The 22,315-nt window shown below is 42.5% G+C and carries 22 protein-coding genes; 1 reads left to right on the top strand and 21 read right to left on the bottom strand.

Going from position 1 to position 22,315, the window contains the following annotated elements; translation table 11 throughout:
* Window positions 1-4: 4 nt before the first annotated feature.
* From JXR81_01225 to JXR81_01200, 6 genes are all read right to left on the bottom strand, one after another.
* Window positions 5-1,120, bottom strand: a complete 1,116-nt coding sequence (locus JXR81_01225; protein MBN2753464.1) for a glycosyltransferase family 9 protein — start codon at window positions 1,118-1,120, stop codon at window positions 5-7.
* A gap of 31 nt (window positions 1,121-1,151) precedes the next feature.
* Complete coding sequence (locus JXR81_01220) at window positions 1,152-2,063, bottom strand: PorV/PorQ family protein (GenBank protein MBN2753463.1); 912 nt, start codon at window positions 2,061-2,063, stop codon at window positions 1,152-1,154.
* A 74-nt stretch (window positions 2,064-2,137) separates the two neighbouring features.
* On the bottom strand, window positions 2,138-3,553 hold the full coding sequence (locus JXR81_01215) for a T9SS type A sorting domain-containing protein (GenBank protein MBN2753462.1): 1,416 nt from the start codon (window positions 3,551-3,553) through the stop codon (window positions 2,138-2,140).
* Window positions 3,554-3,664: 111 nt separating this feature from the next.
* A complete protein-coding gene (locus tag JXR81_01210) occupies window positions 3,665-4,624 on the bottom strand; it encodes a PorV/PorQ family protein (protein ID MBN2753461.1) in 960 nt (319 codons plus the stop codon).
* Between the two features lie 13 nt (window positions 4,625-4,637).
* A complete protein-coding gene (locus tag JXR81_01205) occupies window positions 4,638-5,348 on the bottom strand; it encodes a glycosyltransferase family 2 protein (protein ID MBN2753460.1) in 711 nt (236 codons plus the stop codon).
* 8 nt (window positions 5,349-5,356) lie between these two features.
* Complete coding sequence (locus JXR81_01200; protein MBN2753459.1) at window positions 5,357-6,661, bottom strand: NAD(P)/FAD-dependent oxidoreductase; 1,305 nt, start codon at window positions 6,659-6,661, stop codon at window positions 5,357-5,359.
* A 169-nt stretch (window positions 6,662-6,830) separates the two neighbouring features.
* Here JXR81_01200 and JXR81_01195 point away from each other — a divergent pair, with 169 nt between their 5' ends.
* A complete protein-coding gene (locus JXR81_01195; GenBank protein ID MBN2753458.1) occupies window positions 6,831-7,748 on the top strand; it encodes a GGDEF domain-containing protein in 918 nt (305 codons plus the stop codon).
* 124 nt (window positions 7,749-7,872) lie between these two features.
* Here JXR81_01195 and JXR81_01190 read toward each other — a convergent pair whose 3' ends face one another.
* From JXR81_01190 to ileS, 15 genes are all read right to left on the bottom strand, one after another.
* Window positions 7,873-8,472, bottom strand: a complete 600-nt coding sequence (locus tag JXR81_01190) for a hypothetical protein (protein MBN2753457.1) — start codon at window positions 8,470-8,472, stop codon at window positions 7,873-7,875.
* A gap of 1 nt (window position 8,473) precedes the next feature.
* Entirely contained in the window at window positions 8,474-9,412 is a 939-nt protein-coding gene (locus JXR81_01185; GenBank protein MBN2753456.1) for a bifunctional riboflavin kinase/FAD synthetase, read from the bottom strand.
* 2 nt (window positions 9,413-9,414) lie between these two features.
* The gene (locus JXR81_01180; protein MBN2753455.1) at window positions 9,415-10,386 is read right to left on the bottom strand and encodes a bifunctional oligoribonuclease/PAP phosphatase NrnA; all 972 of its coding nucleotides are present in this window, start codon (window positions 10,384-10,386) and stop codon (window positions 9,415-9,417) included.
* Complete coding sequence (gene rbfA / locus JXR81_01175) at window positions 10,364-10,735, bottom strand: 30S ribosome-binding factor RbfA (GenBank protein ID MBN2753454.1); 372 nt, start codon at window positions 10,733-10,735, stop codon at window positions 10,364-10,366. Before rbfA ends, JXR81_01180 begins: the two co-directional genes overlap by 23 nt.
* A 42-nt stretch (window positions 10,736-10,777) precedes the next feature.
* Window positions 10,778-12,916 (bottom strand): translation initiation factor IF-2, encoded by a 2,139-nt coding sequence (gene infB / locus JXR81_01170; protein ID MBN2753453.1) that lies wholly within the window; start codon window positions 12,914-12,916, stop codon window positions 10,778-10,780.
* Window positions 12,917-14,188 (bottom strand): transcription termination factor NusA, encoded by a 1,272-nt coding sequence (gene nusA, locus JXR81_01165; GenBank protein ID MBN2753452.1) that lies wholly within the window; start codon window positions 14,186-14,188, stop codon window positions 12,917-12,919.
* Between the two features lie 63 nt (window positions 14,189-14,251).
* Window positions 14,252-14,719: a ribosome maturation factor RimP gene (locus tag JXR81_01160; GenBank protein MBN2753451.1), complete on the bottom strand. Its 468-nt coding sequence runs from the start codon at window positions 14,717-14,719 to the stop codon at window positions 14,252-14,254.
* Window positions 14,720-14,902: 183 nt separating this feature from the next.
* The gene (locus tag JXR81_01155) at window positions 14,903-15,124 is read right to left on the bottom strand and encodes a sulfurtransferase TusA family protein (protein ID MBN2753450.1); all 222 of its coding nucleotides are present in this window, start codon (window positions 15,122-15,124) and stop codon (window positions 14,903-14,905) included.
* Window positions 15,125-15,277: 153 nt separating this feature from the next.
* Window positions 15,278-15,805, bottom strand: a complete 528-nt coding sequence (locus JXR81_01150; protein MBN2753449.1) for a macro domain-containing protein — start codon at window positions 15,803-15,805, stop codon at window positions 15,278-15,280.
* A 39-nt stretch (window positions 15,806-15,844) separates the two neighbouring features.
* Entirely contained in the window at window positions 15,845-16,807 is a 963-nt protein-coding gene (locus tag JXR81_01145; protein ID MBN2753448.1) for an RluA family pseudouridine synthase, read from the bottom strand.
* A complete protein-coding gene (gene lgt / locus JXR81_01140) occupies window positions 16,783-17,547 on the bottom strand; it encodes a prolipoprotein diacylglyceryl transferase (GenBank protein MBN2753447.1) in 765 nt (254 codons plus the stop codon). Before lgt ends, JXR81_01145 begins: the two co-directional genes overlap by 25 nt.
* Window positions 17,528-18,016, bottom strand: a complete 489-nt coding sequence (gene lspA, locus JXR81_01135; GenBank protein MBN2753446.1) for a signal peptidase II — start codon at window positions 18,014-18,016, stop codon at window positions 17,528-17,530. Before lspA ends, lgt begins: the two co-directional genes overlap by 20 nt.
* Before the next feature lie 10 nt (window positions 18,017-18,026).
* On the bottom strand, window positions 18,027-18,956 hold the full coding sequence (locus JXR81_01130) for a hypothetical protein (GenBank protein ID MBN2753445.1): 930 nt from the start codon (window positions 18,954-18,956) through the stop codon (window positions 18,027-18,029).
* A 1-nt stretch (window position 18,957) separates the two neighbouring features.
* A complete protein-coding gene (locus JXR81_01125) occupies window positions 18,958-19,320 on the bottom strand; it encodes a hypothetical protein (protein ID MBN2753444.1) in 363 nt (120 codons plus the stop codon).
* Between the two features lie 27 nt (window positions 19,321-19,347).
* Window positions 19,348-22,131 (bottom strand): isoleucine--tRNA ligase, encoded by a 2,784-nt coding sequence (gene ileS / locus JXR81_01120; GenBank protein ID MBN2753443.1) that lies wholly within the window; start codon window positions 22,129-22,131, stop codon window positions 19,348-19,350.
* Window positions 22,132-22,315: the final 184 nt, after the last annotated feature.

The following is a 22,315-nucleotide window of genomic DNA, read 5'->3' as shown; positions in this document are numbered from 1 at the left end:
GATTTTAGTTTACATTCCCGTAATATTTTTTAACGGCAATAATTACCTCTTCCGCCGTTACAGACATGCACATGCCGTCATCTTTTTGAAAACAATAATTATTAAAAGGGCCTATCGGCTTCCATCTTGACAGCACGCTTGGCCCAAATACCGCAAGAACGGGAGAAACAAGCGACAAAGCGTGCATAATACCGCTGTCATTGCAGACCACGCACGCGGCTTTCTCGGCCAGCGCCATCAGGTGATGTATTTTCCGGTAAGGAAAATAATGAATTCCCTTTAAATCCCCTGACATCATTTTAAATTCTTCCATCTGAGTGTCTTCACCCATGCCGGACACTGCTATCACCGGCAACCCCGCTTCAGCCGCCATCTTAGCAAACTGAATATACCTTTCTTTTTCCCAGCGGTTATCTTTTTTCATAAGCGTCGGATGAATAATAACCGGTTTTTTTGTAAGCCCCAAAGATGTATAGTATTCATTCACGGCAGTTTTTACATTCCCGTCAATCGCCGGTTTCGTTAAAAGCGTTTCTTTCTCCGCCGTTATGCCAAACACCGAAAGCAGCATATAATTTTTCTTTGTTTCGTGCATTGCATCGTCATTTAACACAATGCCTTTATTGTAAATTTTGCGCGCAAGCGGAACTTTTACCTTTTCAGTTTCCTTAAATCCCACCCTGCCGCCACAAAAGGTAAAAAGCGTAAGCATGGCGGATGTCATGGAAAAAGGGTAAGAATGAAAGTTTATCACCGCATCGTGCCTGAATGCGGTTTTAAGCACGCACATTTTAAAATTTAAGATGCCTTTTTTTCTTAATATTATTCTGTCTTCAGGGAAATACATTTTTGCAATATCCAGGCCGCGTTCCCCGCACAGAATTGTAAGTTTTGCCCCGGGCGGAAGGTTTTTCTTTAAAAGCTGAATCGCGGGCACCGTAAGTATAAAATCACCCAGCCGGTCAGGCCTTATTACAAGGACAGACTTTATGCGGCCTATGGGCTTTAACTTTTTTTTTGAATCTGCCGGAATGATAAAAGACAGAAAATTTATAAAAAAAATCTTTACGCCTTTCTCTATACGCCTTCCAATTTTATCCGCCATTTTATCCTTTTTCATAAAACTGTTATCCCGCAGTCATAGCCGGGGTTTAAAAGTACACCGACAGGGAAAACCTGTGCTGCGCCTGAAACGACGTAAAATACTCCTCTTTCTGAAAAGCGTAATCCGCCTGTATTAAAAAGGCGGAAACAGGCACTCTTGCGCCCAGGCCCGCGGTATAATCAAATTCATAACTGTCCATGCCGTATGACACGCCTGCCCGCAGAAAAAACATTTTAAACAATGACACTTCCGCCCCTGACATAACCGCCAGGCCTTCAAATTCGTTTTTTTCCGCGTCTAAAGACAGATTTAAAACGCCGTCAAACAGTTTCACGTGCGTACCAATCCGCATTAATAGCGGAATGTCTTCTTTGTATCCGGTATTCCATTTTAAAAAACCGGCCGCATCCCTCAGCGAAACGCCTACAGAGATAACTTCACTTGCTTTTAATATGACACCCGCGTCTAAACTTATTCCTCCGGCGCTGTATTCACCAAGGGTTATCTGTAAAACTTTAAAATTTACCCCGGCGCTGAACCAGCGGGTTATAGGATACGCATAAGTGATGAAATACGCGTTTTCTGTATCTTTAATTTCCGTATAACTTTCCGTATCAGATGTCCTGCCTTCTATCCCGCCGATTGAGAAATTCAAAAAATTTAATCCGAAAACCCCGCCCGGCGAAGGATAAATCACCGCAATATAATTGTATGCCCTTTGATCTGACAACAGCGAATACATGGTTGAAATACCGGACCTTCCTGTAAACGCCGCAGATGCCGGATTCCAATAGGCGCACGAAGCATCATCATACGAAGCAGAAAACGCTCCGGAAAGCGAAAGAGCCCTTGCTCCGGCTCCCGCGCGCAGAAAAGCCGCCGCTCCGCCGCCTGTACCCGCCGCCTGTAAACTGCAGGCAATCACAAGCAGCGCCATAATAAATACAATTTTTTTCAATTATGTCTCCGTTAAATTTAAAAAGCAGACAGGGGGATAAACACAGCCCTGTCTGCTTTTATATTAATAGAAATTTATTTTACTATTGCAATATTTTTGCTTATGACTTTTTCTTTTGTGATTACCTTTAGAATATATACGCCGTTGGAAACACCCTGGCCGATATCATTAACAAGGTTCCATGTTATATAATTAATTCCTTTTACCGCTTCCGCTTCTGATATTATTCTGCTCCATACAAGGTTTCCTTTTATGTCTATAACCGCGATTTTCACTTCCTGTTTTTCCTGAAGAGGAAACCTGAAAGTGGTCTCTGTCTTCGCCGGGTTTGGATAATTAAAAACAGTTGTTTTGTTCATTTCCGGAATCAAGGCCGGCTGTTCCTGTATCTCTTTTTCCTGATATATAACCTTTAAAGTACCCGTCCTCATGTGCGTAAAAGCAATGTCCGGCAAGCCGTCAGCATTAACATCGCCTATTGCCACTTCAACCGGCCCGTATGTTTTATTTTCATCATTTGTTACCTCTATGCTCTGCGAGAGTTCAAGCCTGCCTTCTTTCTGAATAAGGATGTCAATGGTATCGCTGTCACGGTTTGCGGTTACCACGTCAAGCAGCCCGTCGCCGTTAATATCGCCCACCGCAATTCCGTTTGGCCTTAATCCGTTAAGTTTATAGACTGTCTGTTCCTGAGCAACGCCGTTTTTGAATTCAATTACAGAAACAGTATTGTCATGAAAATTCGCAGCCACAATATCTTCGCTGCCGTCGCCCGTGACATCCGCGATTGTTACCTTGCAGACCCCTGAACCCGCCGGTATATCCGCGGCTTTGCTTATAACGCCGTCCTGCTTTTTTATCACGCTTATGGTTGCCGCATTATAATTAGCGGATAAAATGACCCTTTCGTTGTTAATCCTGCCTATTGCCACGTCCGTGGGGTTTCCCGGAACCGCAATATCAATTTTTTCTATTGCGCCTTTGCTGTCCCTTACCAGCACGGATACTTTACTGTCCGCGTAAACCGCCACCGCAATATCATCTTTTTTAATCCCTTCATTATCTATTGAGCCTATGGCTATACCCACCGGGTATTTTCCGACTTCAACAGTTTCGGAATTATTTCCCTGAAACAGCATCACAGTGCCGTCTTCATAATTGGACACCGCAAAATCTGCTATTTTATCATTATTAAAATCCCCTGACGCCAGCCCCCTGGGTGTATTTCCCGCGGCAATCACGTCTTTCATGCCGTTTCTAAAAATTGATATTGACGAAGTGGGGGTGACATCGCTGCCCTGCCCGATAAGCGTATCTTCCCCGAAATTGGCAACCAGTACTTCATTTTTACCGGCGCCATTTATATCAGCTATTACAATCCCCCTTGGATAAAGGCCGGATTCAAAAGTATTGATGGCCGAAAGAGTGTTAGCCGAAACCGCTGATGAAATCACAAAAGAAACCAGCATTAAGAAAAGTGTTTTTTTCATACTACCTCCATTTTTATACCGCGTTTCGCGGTAATTGATTCCCATAAAATTATATATTTGCCGCCCTGTATTGTCAAGACACTGATACAGCCACTATTAGATAAAAATATTTTAAGGCAGTTCCACCGTCATTCCGGCGGAGTGCGTTGATTCAATCATATTAAAGCCGTTCATAAAAACAGGTTTATATGTGTAATTAAGCGTTACATCCACGTCAAACTGGGTGATCTTAATCCCAAAGCCCGCGGACGCAAAGGATAACGTCCTTGAATCAAACGGGGTGTTAAAACCCAGCCTTAAATAAATCATATCCAGCAGGCGGTCTTCCATACCAAAGGCCACCCTGGGATAATCATAAAAATCGTGTATGTAATCCAACGCAATATCAATTTTGTTATCCGCGTCAAAATCAAACTGATACCGGGCGCCTATCCTTGCGGTTAAAGGAAGCGGCGCGGATTCGGAAATTATTTTTATGGGAGCGCCAATATTCTGTACCGCAGCCCCAACAGCGAAACCCGACTGCTGAAAGATATATTTAATCCCTATATCGCCAGCGTAAGTGGTGGCTTTATATATACCTATATTTTCAAAAATAAGTTTGGCGGCAATTCCAAACCTTAAATCTTTATAAAATTCTTCCCTGATTATACTGTAAAAGTCATTGGCAAAAACGCCTGCCAGCACAAAATCATAAAATTCCACCGGGGCGTCCTGCGCGTCCGCGTTGGATATTGCAGGCATGTGCCTGTAAAGGACAGATATACCCGCGCTTCCTTCTATCAGAGGCGTGTCCACATACCTGCCGAATGCAATATGCTCAACTGACATCGAAGAGTATAAAAACATATGGCTGTAAACAAACTGTGTTTTAGTAAGGGATGATATACCCGCAGGATTATAGAAAATAGCTTCAGCCCCGCTGCCTGCTGCCGTATACGCGCCTGCCATTCCGGACGCCCTGTTTCCGGCTTCAACTTTAAGCACATCGCCGCCTGTTTCGCCGCCGCCAAAAATAAAAACAGGCAGTATCAGCGTGAACAGGGATAAAATTAATAATTTTTTGTTCATCGTTCTCCGTAAATCAGTTTTTAATTTTTTTTACTTTCTGAATTTTTCCGTAAAGCCTGATAAGTTCCTTAAACGCCTTTAAAATTACACCGGGCTTGGCGCCGGTCTGCGTTCCCGCTACCCTTGGATAGTGGTGCACGCCTATCTGCCCTATTTTATACCCAAGTTTTTTTGTCTTTGCAAGAAGTTCCGTGGATATCATGGCGCCTTCAGCTTCCGGCTGCGCGTTGTCTATAATCTCTTTTTTGAAAAGCTTGAAAGCGCAGTCAACATCCTTAACCCAAAACCCCAGAAGAGTCTTTACCAGAAGACCCCACATGAACGCGTTAAGTTTTCTGTTGAACGGATCCTGCCTTTTTATCCTGTACCCGTTTATAAAATCGTATTTATCCGTCATATTTACCAGAAGCGGTATTTCCGCCACGTCAAACTGCGCGTCGCCGTCCGTAAAAAACACCCATTCAAATTTAGATGCATACAACCCGGACTTTACCGCGCCGCCATAACCTTTGTTTTTTTCATGGTTAATCAGCTTTATATGGCTGTCCTGTTTCATTACTTCTTCGGCAGCTTCCTTAGTTTTATCTTTGGAACAGTCATTTACTATTATTACTTCATAGTCATCGCAGATACCTGCAAGCACCTTTGAAGTTTTCAGCGCAAGAGCGCCTACGTTTGCTTCTTCGTTATACGCGGGAAAGAAAGCCGATATTTTCAAAATTATTACCTCCGTTATTGTTTAAAATCTTCCGCTATTATAGCGCTTACTTCATTGCCAAGTTTTACGCTGTAGCTCATTCCCCTGTCTTCGGGATATACCTGCGTCATATTGGCGGAATAAAGCCCTTTTATAGGAGTCCTGTAATCAAGCTTGATTTTTGAAAATTCAAGCCCGACTATTGGCTGGGAATAAGGCGCCCTTTTTACCCTGTATTCAAGCACGTCATCCGCGCTGAATTCCGGAAATATTTTCTTAAGATAATCAAAGAACGTGTCTTTAACCTTTTCATCTGAAGCTTTATAAAGTTCATCTTCGGTATTAAGATACTTGCTTAAATATACAACTGTATCGCCGCCGTAAAATTCTTTGGGCACAAGGTTAGTGTGTTCAATGACCGCCACAAACGGGCTGTCTTTTTCCGCCACATTAAGCCAGTAGGTTTTGCTAAGTGACTTTTTCGTCCTCATTATAAGATTCATCGCTCCGTGATATTTCATCTTTGATAGCCTTTCGTCATACTCCCTGTCAAACGATACAAGTTTGCGCGAAATAGCCGGAGCGCAGGTTAAGACAACAGAATCCATTATATGTTCCTGCCCGTTTATCACCACTCCCTTTACCTTTCCGTTTTCCAGAACAACTTTACTTATAGGGGTGTTTTTCATTATTCTGGCGCCCTCTTTTAAAGCCGCGTTTTCAAGAGTGTCAACAAGCACCTGATAACTGCCTTTCATGTAACCCAGAACTTCCTTTGCCCCGCCGCCTTCGCGCGACGCTACCCTTGAATGAATTCTGCCGTACAGCCACGTCATTGCCACTGTATCCGCAAGCGGCCCAAATTTCTGGTTCATCAAAGGCCCCCAGACTTTATCATAAACATTTTTTGAAACGTATTTTGTAACCCAGTCCTTGGCTGTTATTTTTTCATACTTCTGCCAGTCATTTACGCGCTGAAGGTAAAGCGCCATAAACCCAAGTTTTATCCTGTCAATAAACGGAAGGACGGGAAAAGATAATAAATCCATAGGGGTTGTAAAAGGATATGTTTTTCCGCCGGTATAAAAACCCACTTTTGATTCTATCCACATCATCTGCGATTCAAGCTGAAGTTCATCAATTAAATCCACTATATCAAGGTCGCTTTTGAAAATGTGCCTGTAAAACATGTCAAGTTTCGTGCCGGCAAAATCCATACTTTGAGCAAGCCCGCCAAGTTTTTCGTCAGCTTCAAAAACAAAAACCTGGTGCCCTGCCTTTGATAATCTGTATGCGGCGACCAACCCTGCTATGCCACCGCCAACCACGCCTGTCAACATAATTCCTCCTTTAAACACATATAATAAGAGAGTATATCATATATGACAGCTTTCTTGATATACGAAATTTAGGCAATAAGAAGCTCCTGAATATCTTTTAAAATCAGGGTATTTCCCCGTTTGACAAATCCCGCACTTTAACCTAAAATCATAACAACAGGAGGTACTTATGGTAAAAATCAGCGATGTTATGATGACAGACGTGCTGACCGCGTCTAAAAGCGACACAATACTTGAAATGTCACAGCGGCTTCAGGCGCACAGGATAGGCGCCATAGTGATTGTGGACAATAACAGATACCCTGTCGGAATAGTATCCGAAAGAGACATAATACGGTCTTTGGGAGTTTACAAAGAACAGGCCCTGAACAAACAGGCGCAGGATATTATGAGCTCCCCCGTGCTTACATTGGAACCTGACCAGGATATCGAAACCGCGGCAACGCTTATGTCTTTAAACATGATAAGAAGGATACCAATAACGCAAAATGACAAACTTGCGGGTATAATTTCTTACAGGGATATAACTAACGCGCTTCGAAAGAACTATTTTATGCTTGAACAGAAAACAGAAAAACTTGAAGACAAAGCCAACCACGACCCTTTAACAGGGTTATTTAACAAAGGGTACCTTGAAGAACAGCTTACCTACCATTTTGAACTTGCCAAACGCTCCGGAAACCCCATGGCTGTCATGTTTCTTGACATTGACCATTTTAAAAAGGTCAATGATACTTACGGCCACCAGCGCGGCGATGAAGTATTAAAGAAAATCGCGCATATTCTTAAGGATAAATCCCGCGCCATTAACGTTGTGGGAAGGTTCGGCGGCGAGGAATTTATGATAATAGGCCCCATCTCAGATTATAAATCAGCCCTTTACCTTGGCGAAAGAATAAGGACAGCCGTGGAAAAAGAGATTTTCTCGCACGAGAATACGGATTTTAATATTACGATAAGCATAGGTATTTCAGTGTGGAACTCTTCAATTACATCGGAAAAAGACCTTGTAAAATTCGCGGATGAAGCATTGTATACGGCAAAACGCAACGGCAGGAATCAGGTAAGGATGTACGAAGGAGTTTAGACGCTTGGAGGGTTGGACGCATAGACGCTTAAATGCTTGGAGGGTTGGGAATTCTGCGGGACGGGCAGTAGCACGTACCCTACGAAAACAAAAACCATATTATTAATACAACTTCTGCTTTTATTTAACCAATTTTTCCATCAGCAGGTTCTTCTGAGCTGCCGGGCTGCTGAGCCGCTGAGCTGCCTGCTTTCTTCGTCTGTTCAAATAAATAATACAAAAATCCCACAGTAAGCGGGAAAGTCAGTACCCAGCCTACAAGTATCTGAATTCCAATCAGGTTAACCAGCCAGAGGACAAGCGCAATTACCACATGCCCCATAAGGCTGTTTGCAATCACCGCTTTCGCGCTTAATTTCAACGAATCCATTATCCCCTTATTTTCAAAAGCCATGTAGTAAGGGGCATAAACAAACAGAGCCATAATAACAAGTCCGGGAAATAAAATAAACATAAGTCCCGCAATTGACATTAAAAATATCAGCAGCCCCAAACCAAACATAGGCGCAAGAAGGTTCATGAATCTGAACAGATCCTGAAAATCCGTTTTTTCCCCTGCAGATGTTTTTATTATTACATTAGACAGCCCCGCCGCCATAACAGGATACAGAATGCCCAGCGTTACCGAAGACAGCATTCCCGCCGTTAAACCCGCCAGTAATATAAAAACCGGCTCTTTCTTTAATGCCTGTATTGGCTTTTCAACAGCCATTTTTATTTTCATATTATTTTCTTCCTTTTGGCGTTTTTTTGTATTTGCGCCTTATATAATTAATATCCTGATTTATCTTTGCTATAAGGGCGTCTTTATTCTTAAACTTCTTTTCATCCCTTACGCGCTCCAAAAATTCCACCTTCAGTTTTTTACCATAAATAACGGAATCAAAATCAAATATAAAAATTTCTATAAGCGCGGCTTTTTCCTGTTTAAGAGTCGGCGCAAAACCGATATTCGCGGCTCCTATATATCTGTTTTTGTTATAATCCACAGCCACCGCCCACACGCCCCTTGCCGGTATTTCTTCATATTTAATCTTAATATTGGCTGTGGGGAATCCAATGTCCCTGCCTATGTGCCGCCCTTCAATTACTTCCCCGTCAATTGTATAAGGCCTGCCAAGCATTTTATTTACAAGTTTTATGTCTCCCTGCGCAAGTTTTTTTCTTATGATTGTGGAGCTTACTTTGTAACCATCCACCATTTTATCCGGAACTATTTTTACAGAAAAGCCCAGTTCCTTTGACATTTTTTTTAACAGCGCCACATTTCCACGGCCGCCGCGGCCAAATACAAAATCCGAACCCGCCACTATAGATTTCATATTAAGCTTCCCGCACAGGATATCTTTTACAAAATTTTCCGGTTCTACGCGCGATACTTTTGAAATATCAAGCAGAACGCAGATATCAATACCGTGTTTCTCTATAATTTCAATGTTATGTGAGTGTTTTTTTATGAGTTTAAGTTCAGTGTTTTTTGAAAAATACCTGTCAGGGTGTCCTGAAAATGTAACAAGTATGCTTTTCCCGCGAATAGCGGCCGCTTCTTTTTTCACGACATTTATCAGGGATAAATGCCCGGTATGAACGCCGTCAAAGACTCCGACTGTTACGGCGCTTTTGGTTTTTAATTTGAAGTTTTTAACAGCTTTTATAATCTTCATTTTTACTTCTTTCTTGTCTTAAAATATTTCCTTATCTCTGAAACGACAAGTTTTTCCGCTTCTTTTACCGGTTTTTTTATAAAGCATCCTGACGCGTACTTATGCCCGCCGCCGTTTAATTCCGTGGCTATCATATTGACATCAACGCCGTGTTTTGACCTGAAAGAGACCTTTACGGAATCAGCGGTGACTTCCTTAAAAAGCACGGCGATATCAACGCCCCTTATTGACCTGATTGAATTTATGAAATTATCCGTATCGCTTTCTTTGGCACCGGTTTCCTTAAACATCTTTTTTGTCACCACGCTCCACGCCGCTTTGCCTTCAAACTTTAAAGCGGTAAGCATTTTTGCCATAAGCCTGGTGCTGGAAAGCGTTGTGGCATAAACTTCGCCTGATATCTGATTCGGGTTTGCCCCGGCCTTTATAAGTTCCGCCGCCACCTGATGAACTTCGGGCGAGGTATTAGAATAAGCAAAAGACCCTGTGTCTGTAACTATCGCGGTATATAAACCGCAGGCAACATCTTTGCTTATTTTCCACCCGTTGAATTTCATAAACTGATACAGCTGCATGCCCACGGCCGCGGCTTTTGGTTCCACCACATTTAAGTCGCCGTACATAACATTCCCCAGATGGTGATCAATATTAATGGTACGCTTTGCCTGTTTTATATGGTCAATGATATGTCCGTTTCTTGCCAGATCAGGGCATTCAAGAAAAATAGCAAGGTCATAACAGCCCTTAACTTTATTTATATTTCTGATTTTTCCGCTTGATGGAAGAAACCTGTATATATCCGGAAGCGGGTCCCTGTTGATAAAATCCACTTTTTTTCCCATCTTTGAAAGCACGCTTACAAGGGCGGACCCGGAACCAAGCCCGTCGCCGTCAGGGTTAATATGGGTGGTAAGCAGTATCTTATGGGATTTTTTTATTAATGCGGCAATATCACTCGCCTGTTTTTTTGTCATTCTTTTTTTCCTCTTCTATCTGCCTGAAAAGGCCTTCAACCCTAAGACGCTCTTCATAGGAGTTATCCAGTTTAAAAATAATTTCCGGGGTGTAGCGTATCTTAATGGCATCGCCCACCTGCCCCCTTATAAAACCGGACGCTTTCTGAAGCCCTTCCAGTGACTTTTTTTTCTGTTCTTCATCGCCCATAACGCTGATATAAACATGCGCGGATTTAAGGTCATTTGTAAGGCTGACCGAATGAACGCTTACAAAACCCACTCTTGGGTCTTTTACTTCCCTCATGATGATAGTGCTTATTTCCCTTTTCATAAGGCTTTCAACTTTTTGTTTTCTTATTCCCTGCATATATCCGCCTTAAACAAAATCCGGCCTTCTGCCGTTTTTTTTCTATAGTTTCTTTAGTTTCTGTCTTTCTTCATAAAAAATTACCGTATCGCCCACAGCAGGTTCTTTATACCCTTCTACTACCACCCCAAATTCATATCCTTCCTTAACTTCCTTTACAGTATCTTTAAATCTTTTAAGTGTCTTAACTTCCGCCCTCAACAATTCATAACCGTTTCTTTTTACCACAGCTGTGGAATCCTGATATGCCTTGCCTTTTCTCATATAACTTCCGGCTATATTTACGCCTTCACTCTCAACTTTGAATACCTGCCTTACTTCGGCCTCGCCGATTTCAACAAATTCATATTCCGGCTCCAGCAGCCCTTCCATAGCGGCTTTTATTGAATCCACAACTTCGTATATTATATGGTATATTTTAATTTCAACGCCTTCCTGCTTTGCCAGGTCCTTGGCCGCGGGAAGCACGGATACAAAGAACCCGATTACCACCGCGTCTGACGCGTCCGCAAGAAGAACATCGCTTTCGGTAATGTCGCCCACGTCTTTATGTATAACCTGCACCTGTATTCCGCTGTCAGTTGAAATCTTTTCAATGGCTTCAGACAACGCTTCCACAGAGCCTATACCATCGCCTTTAATAATTACCTGAAGCTTCTTTTCCGCGCCGGACTCTATCTTCTTATGCAGGTCTTCAAGGGTCATCTTTTTCTTTTTCTTGTCAACCTGGAAGCGCCTGATGTCTGTTGAACGCTTCGCCGCAATCTGTTTTACCTCTTTTTCATTCGGGAAAACTTTAATCTTGTCGCCTGCGTTTGGCACTTCTTCAAACCCAAGCACTTCAACAGGCATTACAGCCTTTGCGTCTTTAAGCCTTTTGCCCTGGTCATTAAAAATAGCCCTTACTTTTCCATAAGTGTAGTTTGTGATAAAAGCATCCCCAACGTTAAGGGTGCCTTTCTGAAGAAGCACGGTGCCTACAGCGCCGCGGCCTTTGTCCAGCCTTCCTTCTATTACAACTCCCTGCGCGTAGGTATCAGGGTTGGTTTTCAGTTCAAGCATTTCAGACTCAAGCAGAATTCGTTCCAGAAGGTCATTAATACCTGTTTTTTTCTTGGCTGAAATCGCCACAACCTGAGTCTTACCGCCCCATTCTTCAGGCACAAGCCCGTATTTTGTAAGTTCCTGTTTAATTTTATCCGGGTTTGCCCCTTCCTTATCAATCTTATTTATCGCGACAATAATAGGCGCTCCGGCGGCTTTCGCGTGGTCAATGGCTTCTTTGGTCTGCGGCATTATGCCGTCATCAGCCGCCACGATAAGAATTACAATGTCAGTGGCTTTTGCTCCGCGGGCTCTCATTGCCGTAAACGCGGCATGGCCGGGCGTGTCAAGAAATACAACATCGCCGTGACCCGTGGAAACTTTATACGCGCCTATCTTCTGAGTGATACCGCCGTGTTCGCCGCTTACAACGTTTGATTCCCGTATAGCATCCAGAAGGGATGTCTTTCCGTGATCCACATGCCCCATAATAGTTACAATAGGGCAGCGCGTTTTTAAATCTTCCGGTCTATCCGGAGTTTCTGCAAATATATCATCGCCAAATATGTCTTTAAATTTTAATATCTTATTATACTCATCAGCAATTATCTGAACTTCTTCCTCATTTAATACCTGATTCATTGTAGCCATTACGCCCATGCTCATAAGTTTTTTAATAAGCTCCACAGGCCTTATTTCAAGCGCTGCCGCAAATTCAGTTACAGTCATATTTTTATTAATTTCAATTGTTTCTTTGACAACTTCAACAGGCGCGGCCGGCGTTTGTGTTTCTAAAGGCACAGGAGCTGCCGCGGGTTCCGCAGAAACAACAGGAGCAGGCGCCGGAGCCACAGGCGAAGGCGCGGCTTTTGATTCAGGCGCTTTTTTAACTTCAACATTTTGCTCTTTTTTCTCCGTAACTTTAGGAGCCGCCGGAGCCGAAGGCGAAGATGCAGGCACAGGCGCAGACGCAGGAACCGCCGCAGGCGCAGGAGCAAGCATACCTTCAACTTTCTGTATAAGCTCTTCCGGCATACTGCTCATATGGCTTTTTACTTCCACACCCATATCAGTCAGTATTTTTATTATATCCTTGTTTTCTTTTCCGTGATTTTTCGCGAATTCGTATATTCTCATTTATTCACCCTGCTCTTCTTTTTCTATTAATGCCCTGGCTTTTTCTTTCAGCTTTTCAGCCGCTTTTTCATCACAGCCAAGCACATTTATAATATCCGGTATCCCGACAGTTTCAAAATCCAGCAGGTTCTTTATCCCGGCTTTTTTAAGTTCTTTTAACTGCTTGACAGGAATATCATCGCCAAGCTTAAACAGGTCATAGGCCACCTGATGTTCAAAACTGCCTTTCATCTCGTCAATTTTTTCTTTGTTAAACTCGCTTATCCTTAGCACTGACACTTTCCACTTGGTAATTTTTGCCACAAGCCTCATATTAATGCCGTTTTTTCCTATTACCTGTGAAAACTGTTCATCGGACACGGCAATAATTGTATAATGATTTTCAGCGTCAATATAAATATCTTTTATATCTATGGGCGCAATGGCGCTCTGAAGGTATTTTTTTATGTCTTCATCATAAAGCACCACATCCACCTTTTCTCCGTGAAGTTCCCTTATAATTGTCTGTATCCTGCTTCCTTTTACGCCGATACACGCACCCACGGGGTCAATGTGCGAATCATTGGATGTGACAACCACTTTCGTTTTAACGCCGGGTTCCCTGGCCACATATTTTATTTCCACAGTCCCCTGGTCAACTTCGGTTACTTCCTGCGCGAAAATGCGTTTTATAAAATTAGGGTGTGTCCTTGAAAGTTCCAGAATCGCGCCTTCCTTGCCGCGCACCGTCTTAAGCGCAAGCGCCCTTATTCTTTCGCCTATTCTGTACTTTTCATGCGCCACCTGTTCCCTTACCTTCAGCACGCCTTCCACGGCTCCCAAGTCCACAACCACATCGCCGTGTTCAATTGTGTGAACGGTACCTGTCACTATTTCCCCTTCTTTTTTCTTTGTATCCTGATAAATCTGTTCTTTTTCCACTTCGCGTATTTTCTGCGTAATAACCTGTTTGGTTGTCTGCGCCGCTATCCTGCCAAATTCCTTTGGATAAAAAAGCACTTCTATAATATCGCCAAGCACGGCGTCATCTTTTATTTCTTTGGCCGCATCAAGGCTTATCTCTGTAAAATCATTGGAAGCCTTTTCCACAACAGTTTTCTTCCAAAAGAATTTCAGCTCTTCCCCGAATTCCACCCTTATTTCAGGCTTTATACCGTAAACTTTCTTGGCGGCAGATGTAATGCCGCGTTCAAAAGCATCTATCAGTTCCTTTTCATCTATATTCTTTAATTTTTCCACCTGCTGAAGCATCTGTAAAATTTCGTTTGCCATTTTTTTTACCTCGCTCTCTCTTTGTACCGGCCCTGCCGGCTTCTGTCTCTGTAACGAACCTTTTTAAAAATCTATCTCCAGATTCGCTTTTTTTATGTTTGAAAAAGGTATATTTCTTTCACCTTTTTTTGTTGCCAGCGTAACGCTTTCTTCCGTGCTTTCCTTAATATGCCCTATCTGGCAGTTTTCATTCTCTATCGGTTCATATAACGCAAGTTTTGCCAGTTTGCCTTCAAACCTTTTATAATCTGCCGGGCTTTTAAGCGGCCTGTCCATCCCCGGAGAACTTATCTCCAGATTGTAATCAGAATGCACTGTATTTTTTTCAAATAATAAATCATCTATCAGGCGGCTCATCATCGCGCATTCGTCAAGGTTTATTCCGCCTGTTATCTTATCCAGTTTAATGCGGATATACAGCTTTCTCTGGCCGGTGGACACATCAATATCCACAAGTTCCATAAAGTTGTCCTTTATAAGCGGCTCTATCTCTTTTTCTATCAGTTCCCTTAATGATACCTTTTCTTCCATTTAATTACCTCTATAAAAATATAAAAGTGGGGAAAAAAACTTCCCCACTTATGTTTAAGCACATGTGCAGGCTTTAACTTTTTTAAGTATAGCACAAACAACTTACTTAATCAAGGCAGTATTTACCCTGTCTTTGTTAAAAGCCGTTTTGTTTTACAATACGAAACAAAAACTAAAATTCTCTTAAAACTGAATCTTTGCCTTGTATTCGCCTGCTTCGTTGCGGCAGGATATAAGTTTTTTCCCTGTGTGGCCGCACCATTCCTTTAAATCCTTATCAAAATCATCGCAATCCGCGTTTACTTCCATTATATCCCCCGGTTTCATGTCCGGAACATAAATGGCAATCCTTAAAACAGGCAGCGGATACTTTAACCCGCTGCAATCCACGTGAACAGTTCCCATAACACTTACCTCCCCGCTGACACATCCCCTTATTGCCGGAAGAAATCACGCCTGAATTAAGTATAGCGGAGGATTTTTATAAATCAAGCGGCGCGCTCTGAAAAAAATATACGCAGTACCTTTGAAATTATAACAAAAACAACAGGTTCTTAATTATAGCCTGCGGTACTGCTCTTCAAATATTTCAAAAGCCCTTTTGGAAAAAAGGGCGAAGATAACTTTTTTCAAATGCTTTGGCTGCGCGTGGTCAAAAGCCTTTACTTCATTTATCATGCCTGACGCGCATTTTTCAATTGAAAAACCGCCCACCCCTGTCCCTAATGCCGGAAATACGACAGAGGCGCACTTTAGTTTTTCCGCAAGCTTAAGCGAATTTGACACCGCTTCTTCAATTACCGCGCTGCTTGTCTTTAAATCCTGCCCCATTACCACGGCATGAATCACGTGCCTGTATGGAAGTTTTCCCGCTTTGGTTTCCACCGCTTCACCCAATTCTACCGGCCCTTTTGCCATGGCCTGCTGTTCTATTTCACGCCCCCCTTTTAATTTAATCGCTCCTGCCACGCCTGACCCCATCCACAATTCATTATTAGCAGCGTTTACAATTATATCCGCGGGAACAGCGGTTATATCCCCATGCACAAGTTCTATCACGATATGCTGAAGTTTTTTTGCCTGCATTATATCCTCCCCTGAACTTTTCTTTAACAGCCTTAAAAATTACCTTGCCCTTGCCCTAAGAAGGCTTAACACCCGTTTCATGTCATCCGGCATTTCCGCGTTAAAGGACATTTTTTTTCCGTTAAACGGATTTTCAAATTCAAGTTCGCTTGCGTGCAGCATCTGACGCGGCAGAAGGTCTTCCCTGCTTTTAATATCGTATCCTAGACATCCCGCAAGTTCATTATCCTTTGATTTATTTCCGTATACAGGGTCGCCTACAACCTCATTTTTTATGTAATTCATGTGCACGCGTATCTGGTGCGTCCTGCCGGTAAGAATTCTCACTTTAAGCAGTGTGGTATTTGAGAATATTTCTTCAGGCTCAAAAATCGTATATGCTTCCTTGCCGCCGGAATATTTGGCTGTATATTTAAGCCTGTTGTTTACATCACGCAAAATGTGGGTATTTATATGACCCACCTGTTCCACCCTGCCGTGCACAATGCACCTGTATATCTTATTTATTTTTTTTTCCTTAAAAAGCGCCGCAAGCCTGTGGTGCGCGTCCCCGTTTCTTGCTATTATCATAAGCCCGGAAGTATCCCTGTCCAGCCGGTGTACTATTCCTATCCTGCTGCTTGACCCTTCGTAATCTTCTTCGTTGATGTGCTTCCCCACAAGCGCGTTAACCAAAGTTCCGTCGCTGTGCCCCGGCGCGGGATGTACCACAAGGCCGGCCTGTTTATTGATTATCATCATATTATCATCTTCGTATATTATGTTTAAAGGGATATCCTGCTTTATCAGTTCAAATTTTTTAGGAAGTTCTTCCAGATATTCAATCATATCTCCCCGCCTTAATTTATGTCCGGGAGAGGATATTATTTTACCGTTTAGAAAAACGTTTCCGTTATCCATGATGTGCTTAATCTGCGACCTTGAAAGGCCCGAAGCTTCCCTTAAAAAAACATCTATCCTTGGTTTGTCATCCGAGGTTACTTTGACTGATTTTTTTTCCATTTATAAAACACAAACGCGGCGCCTGCCGCACCTGCCGCTATCATAAAGATACTTATGAAAGTGGAGGTTGACAGCTGCATTATCTGTCCGCGTTCCGCGTCTCCCCTGAAAAGTTCCATCACAAAACGTATTATTCCATAATTCATAAAGTACAGAAAAAATATAACACCATTAATTTTTTTCACCCTGCGGAAAAAAAGCAGCAGGAATAAAAAATTCAGAAAATTTAAAACGGATTCGTAAAGCTGCACCGGAAGATGCGGCAGGTTGTCGCCGATAGCCGGAAAAACAACGCCGCATTTTTCATCAACAGCACCGTAACAGCAGCCGTTAAAATAACACCCTATCCTGCCTATCGCGTGTCCCAGGGATACAAACGGCATGCAGATATCGCCAAGCCTCAGTATGGGAAGCTTTTTCAGCTTCAGCCATACAATGTCGCTGACAATAGCCCCTATTAAACCGCCGTAAAAAACCAGCCCGCCCTCCCAGACCTTGAAAATATCCGCAATATTTTTTGAATAAACATCATCCCACCATATACCCACATATAAAAGGCGCGCGCCTATTACAGCTCCGATTATTGACACAAGTCCTATGTCAGTTACAGGGTCGCCCTTAAACCCTTCCTTTTTTGCAAGCATACCGGCAAGCAAAATTCCCGCAAGAAAACCTATAGCGGTAGACAACCCGTAGGAACGAAGTTGAAAAAAACCAAAATCAGCTATTATGGGGTGCATTTTTTTCCTCCCCGTAAATAAGCATGAATAGTATAAAAAATACAACACCCACGCTTATAGCGCTGTCCGCGACATTAAACACCGGAAAATGCCATGATTTGTGATAAACCTCTATAAAATCCGTAATTCTGCCTATTAATAACCTGTCCACAAAATTTCCAAGCGCGCCGCCTATAATAAGGCCGCAGCTGAAATTGTAGAGAAATTTAGGGCTTCTGTATTTGTACCAGTAAGTTAAAATAGCAGCCATCGCAAGCGCCACTATTCCAAGTAAAACCCACCTTTTGGCAGGGTGATCCACATCGCCTAACATCCCATAAGAAACACCACTGTTTTCTATGTAAGTAATATTAAGAAAACCTTTTATCACGGGTATTGACTGGTAAAGTTTCATAGTGGACTTAATTAATAACTTTACCGCCTGATCCAATCCCAAAACTGCCACCGCTGTTATTATCAAAGTTCTCATCTTTTCTCCTTTAAAAAACCTGTTCAACCGAACAGATATACCCTATTATATTATTTTCCCTGTCTTTAATGTTATACGTGCTTACCAGAAGTTTTTTAAGCATTCCCGCGGCCTGTATGCTTACAGCCGCATTTTCCGCGGGCTGCCTTTTTAAGACAAGATTATTTATCAGTTCGGCGGCTTCACCTATTGCCTCCACCTGCCTAAAGTGAAGGTTCCTGGCTTTATTGCCGCGCATGGCAAATATTTCTTCCGCCTTTACGTTAAAAACCCTTATAATGCCGGAAGCATCCATGATAATAAAACCGTATTTAAGCGCGTCATAAACCCTTAAATGAAATTCCAGCATACCTTCAAGGTCTTCATGCGTGTTTTTAAGTTTCTCGGAAAGCTCGCCATAAGCTTTTTTCATTTTCTTTTTTTCCGCCGTCTCTTCATTGGCTTTTTCCGCAAGAAAACTTGCATGAAGGGATACTATAAATATAAAGGGGATATTCAGTATTTCTTTCTCCTGCATGAATCCCGCAAAGCCCGCATCATTGCCTGATGACCTTATAAAAAAATAAACAAGTGTTGTGACCGCCGCAATCGCCACGCTTAACCCCACCGACTGCCCTATCGCGGCCATAAACAGAGCAAGAAAAATAACCATAAGCATGTTAAAAGTAAGGCCTGCAAGCCAGTACGCGCCAAAAGACACCAGTATAATATCAAGCACAAATATTATGTAATGCAGTTTCATGCCTTCATACATTTTTTCCGGAAGCAGCGCGAAAAACACGTTGGATATCAGCACAACCGCTATATAAAAAAATACAAAGCCGGAAGATTCAATTAATCCGCCGAAATTATATATGCCAAGCAGTATAATTATAAGGGTAAGCAGCGCCCTTATATACGTAATACTGCGTTTTGTCTGTTGTACACTTTCCTGCATCATTTCACCTTCCGGGAGAAGCCTGCTGCGCCTGCTCCGTAACATCTTTTACGTAATATAATATATCCGCTATCTGCGTGCCAAACCACGGCATGCCGCCAAGTTTCACAAAAACGCCCTTCATAATCGCCAGGACTATCGCGCCTACAACTGTCGCGCCAAGCAGGAATCCGACTCCCCTGGACAAACCAATTATAAAATTCAGGACAATAAGCCTTAAAGGCCTGCTTTTTATGTCAATAAACTCTTCTATGTTGCCGGCTTCCAGCATTGCGGCAACCTTCTGCATAAGTTTCATATCATAGGCAAGAACTTTTTCCACTTTAATTGCTTTTTTATCTTTTGTGTTTTTTTCTGTTTTTTTCATTTATACTCACACAGATTTAATATCATACTATCCCAGATTTTCAACACATCTGTCACAAAGCCCCGGATAATCGGAATCTTTCCCGACGGCGTCAACATATCTCCAGCAGCGTTCGCACTTAACACCTTCAGACTTTGACGCTGTTATTTCCAGTCCAAAATCCCACTCTTTCTCTTCAAGTTTTTCCGCGGGATTATATGACACGCCTGATACTATTATCATCTGTTCCGCTTCTTCTTTTGACAGCTTCTTTAAAATCCTGTCAAGTTTCACGGAAGCGTATTTAATATTTACCACAGCTTCATACGGATGGCTTATAAGTTTTTCTTTTCTTTTATCTTCTATCTTTTTCAGGGCCGCGTCCCTTAACTTATTAAAAATTTCCCACTCTTCAACTGTCTGCGCGTCTAAAAGCGGTTCTTTTTCTGCTGCCCATTTTTCAAGCTGAATATGGTTCTCTGTTTTTAGTTCCTGTGGTATAAACTGCCACACTTCGTCCGCTGTAAACGCCAGCACAGGAGCAATTGCCTTTGTAAGGTTAATAAGCATTTTATAGATAACAGTCTGCGCTCCCCTGCGCTGAGAACCATCACTTTTAAACGTATACAGCCTGTCTTTTAACACATCAAAGTAATATGACGATAAAAATAACGAACAGAAATTTGAAAATTCCCTGTACACCCTGTAAAATTCAAAATTTTCATAATACTTATCCAAAGAGTCCAATAATACCTGCATTTTATGAAGTGCGTATTTGTCAAATGATGACAGTTCTTCATACGGAACCGCGTCTTCTTTTTTGAAATCATTTACCGCGCTTAACATATAGCGGAAAGTGTTTCTTATGCGCCTGTAGGAATCCGTAACCCTTGACATGATTTCGTCCGATATGGGCTGGTCAGTTGTAAAATCTTCTGATGCCACCCAAAGCCTTAACAGGTCAGCACCGCCTTTTTTTATAAGGTTAAGCGGGTCTATTACATTACCAAGCGATTTGTGCATGGCGCGCCCCTGCCCGTCAACCACCCATCCCGTACTAATAACTGATTTATATGGGGCTTTGCCCTTAAAACCGACAGCCGCCAGAAGCGATGACTGAAACCAGCCTCTGTACTGGTCAGAACCTTCAAGATATAAATCAGCCGGCCACGATAAATCTTCCCTGGTTTCAAGCACGGAAAAACTTGAAGCGCCGGAATCAAACCACACGTCAAAAATATCGCTTCCCCTATCCACATTATCAGAGCCGCACTTGGGACATTTGCAGTCATCGCCCAAAATTTCTTTTGCCGTATGTTTAAACCAGCCGTCGCTGCCTTCTTCTTTTATAAGCGATCTTACTTTTGCAATGGTCTTTTCTGTGACTATAGATTCGCCGCAGTCTTTACATGTAAAAACAAAAATAGGCACACCCCATGAACGCTGGCGCGATATGCACCAGTCCGGCCTGCCGGAAATCATCTTTGTTATCCTGTCTTCTCCCCATTCATTGAACCACTTTACGTTTTTAACCTGTTCAAGCGCCTGTCCGCGGAAATTGTCTTTTTCCATGGAGATAAACCACTGGTTGGTGGCCCTGTAAATTATAGGGCTTTTGCAGCGCCAGCAATGCGCGTAAGAATGGGTTATCTCTTCCTGCGCAAGCAGGGCTTTTTTCTCTTTCAACAGCTCCACTATTTTCAGGTTGGCGGCAAACACATGTTCGCCTTTCATCATCTCAAATTCATTTGTATACCGGCCGCACGCGTCCACGGGATTTAATATCTGAAGGTTGTATTTTAACCCCGCTACATAATCTTCGTGGCCGTGCCCGGGCGCAATATGAACGCATCCTGTACCTGTTTCAAGCGTTACATAATCCGCGTTTATTACAAGCGAATCCCTGTCTACAAAAGGATGCTCACAGACGGCATGTTCTAAATCCCTACCCTTAAATACGGATATTTCCTTAAGCCCTGTTATGCCGGTTTTTTCTTCAAACTGTGTTTTTAAACCTTTTGCTAAAATATATTTTACACCGTTAGATTCATATACCGCGTAATCAAAATCCGGATGCAATGCTATCGCCACATTTGCCGGAAGCGTCCACGGAGTAGTGGTCCATATGACAACATAAGCGTCTTTGCCCGGTTTGGCTTTTGACTTTGAATCATCTTTGATTTTAAACTTTACAAATACAGATGTGGATTTATGGTCGGCATATTCAACTTCGGCTTCTGCCAACGCGGTTTCGCACCTGCAGCACCAGTACACAGGTTTTAAGCCTCTGTAGACAAGTCCCTTTTTATACATTTCCCAGAAAATATCCACCATCTTGGTTTCGTATTCTTTGTTAAGAGTAAGGTAAGGGTTTTCCCAATCTCCCATTATTCCAAGCCTTTTAAACTGGTCTCCCTGTAATTTCACGTATTTCATAGCGTATTCGTGGCACAGCCTGCGTATTTCCGGCTTTGTCATTGTCTTTGCCCTGCTGCCAAGATTTTCGGCTACCTTGTGTTCAATAGGCATCCCGTGGCAGTCCCATCCCGGAACGTATGGCGAATAGTAACCCTTAAACGAACGGTAACGTACAACAATATCTTTTAAAACCTTGTTTAAAGTATGCCCCATATGTATGTTGCCGTTGGCATAAGGCGGCCCGTCGTGAAGAATGTATGAAGGCGCGTTTTCTTTTTTACGTTTTTCAAGGAGTTTTTCATAAACCTTATCATCTTCCCACTTCTTATAAAATTCCGGCTCCCTTTGGTTAAGGTTTCCCTTCATAGGGAAATCGGTTTTTGGCATGTGTATGGCAGTATCTTTTTTTTCCATAAGTATATACGCTCCTGATATATCAAAATCTCCGTTTTTTACGGGAATATACATTTTTATCATAAAAACCTTGTATATACAAGGAGTTTTGCCCCACTATGTCAACGCAAAATAGAAATGTCCTATTTTCTGCAAAATAGAAATGTCCGGTTTTCAAAGTACAGCCTGCCAAGAATCCCCGGTT

The sequence above is a fragment of the Candidatus Goldiibacteriota bacterium genome (assembly GCA_016937715.1).
Taxonomy (GTDB): domain Bacteria; phylum Oederibacteriota; class PGYV01; order PGYV01; family PGYV01; genus PGYV01.
Note: the sequence above shows the minus strand (reverse complement) of the source record. Positions and strands in the feature narration are given on the sequence as shown.

Coding starts and splice junctions, on each gene's coding strand:
- rbfA (MBN2753454.1), bottom strand. CDS start 10,735: ATGCAGGGAATAAGAAAACAAAAAGTTGAAAGCCTTATGAAAAGGGAA.
- JXR81_01215 (MBN2753462.1), bottom strand. CDS start 3,553: ATGAAAAAAACACTTTTCTTAATGCTGGTTTCTTTTGTGATTTCATCA.
- infB (MBN2753453.1), bottom strand. CDS start 12,916: ATGAGAATATACGAATTCGCGAAAAATCACGGAAAAGAAAACAAGGAT.
- JXR81_01155 (MBN2753450.1), bottom strand. CDS start 15,124: ATGGGAACTGTTCACGTGGATTGCAGCGGGTTAAAGTATCCGCTGCCT.
- lspA (MBN2753446.1), bottom strand. CDS start 18,016: ATGAGAACTTTGATAATAACAGCGGTGGCAGTTTTGGGATTGGATCAG.
- lgt (MBN2753447.1), bottom strand. CDS start 17,547: ATGCACCCCATAATAGCTGATTTTGGTTTTTTTCAACTTCGTTCCTAC.
- JXR81_01125 (MBN2753444.1), bottom strand. CDS start 19,320: ATGAAAAAAACAGAAAAAAACACAAAAGATAAAAAAGCAATTAAAGTG.
- JXR81_01180 (MBN2753455.1), bottom strand. CDS start 10,386: ATGACAAAAAAACAGGCGAGTGATATTGCCGCATTAATAAAAAAATCC.
- JXR81_01150 (MBN2753449.1), bottom strand. CDS start 15,805: ATGCAGGCAAAAAAACTTCAGCATATCGTGATAGAACTTGTGCATGGG.
- JXR81_01160 (MBN2753451.1), bottom strand. CDS start 14,719: ATGGAAGAAAAGGTATCATTAAGGGAACTGATAGAAAAAGAGATAGAG.
- JXR81_01185 (MBN2753456.1), bottom strand. CDS start 9,412: ATGAAGATTATAAAAGCTGTTAAAAACTTCAAATTAAAAACCAAAAGC.
- JXR81_01195 (MBN2753458.1), top strand. CDS start 6,831: ATGGTAAAAATCAGCGATGTTATGATGACAGACGTGCTGACCGCGTCT.
- ileS (MBN2753443.1), bottom strand. CDS start 22,131: ATGGAAAAAAAAGATACTGCCATACACATGCCAAAAACCGATTTCCCT.
- JXR81_01225 (MBN2753464.1), bottom strand. CDS start 1,120: ATGAAAAAGGATAAAATGGCGGATAAAATTGGAAGGCGTATAGAGAAA.
- JXR81_01145 (MBN2753448.1), bottom strand. CDS start 16,807: ATGGAAAAAAAATCAGTCAAAGTAACCTCGGATGACAAACCAAGGATA.
- nusA (MBN2753452.1), bottom strand. CDS start 14,188: ATGGCAAACGAAATTTTACAGATGCTTCAGCAGGTGGAAAAATTAAAG.
- JXR81_01210 (MBN2753461.1), bottom strand. CDS start 4,624: ATGAACAAAAAATTATTAATTTTATCCCTGTTCACGCTGATACTGCCT.
- JXR81_01200 (MBN2753459.1), bottom strand. CDS start 6,661: ATGTTGACAGGCGTGGTTGGCGGTGGCATAGCAGGGTTGGTCGCCGCA.
- JXR81_01130 (MBN2753445.1), bottom strand. CDS start 18,956: ATGATGCAGGAAAGTGTACAACAGACAAAACGCAGTATTACGTATATA.
- JXR81_01190 (MBN2753457.1), bottom strand. CDS start 8,472: ATGAAAATAAAAATGGCTGTTGAAAAGCCAATACAGGCATTAAAGAAA.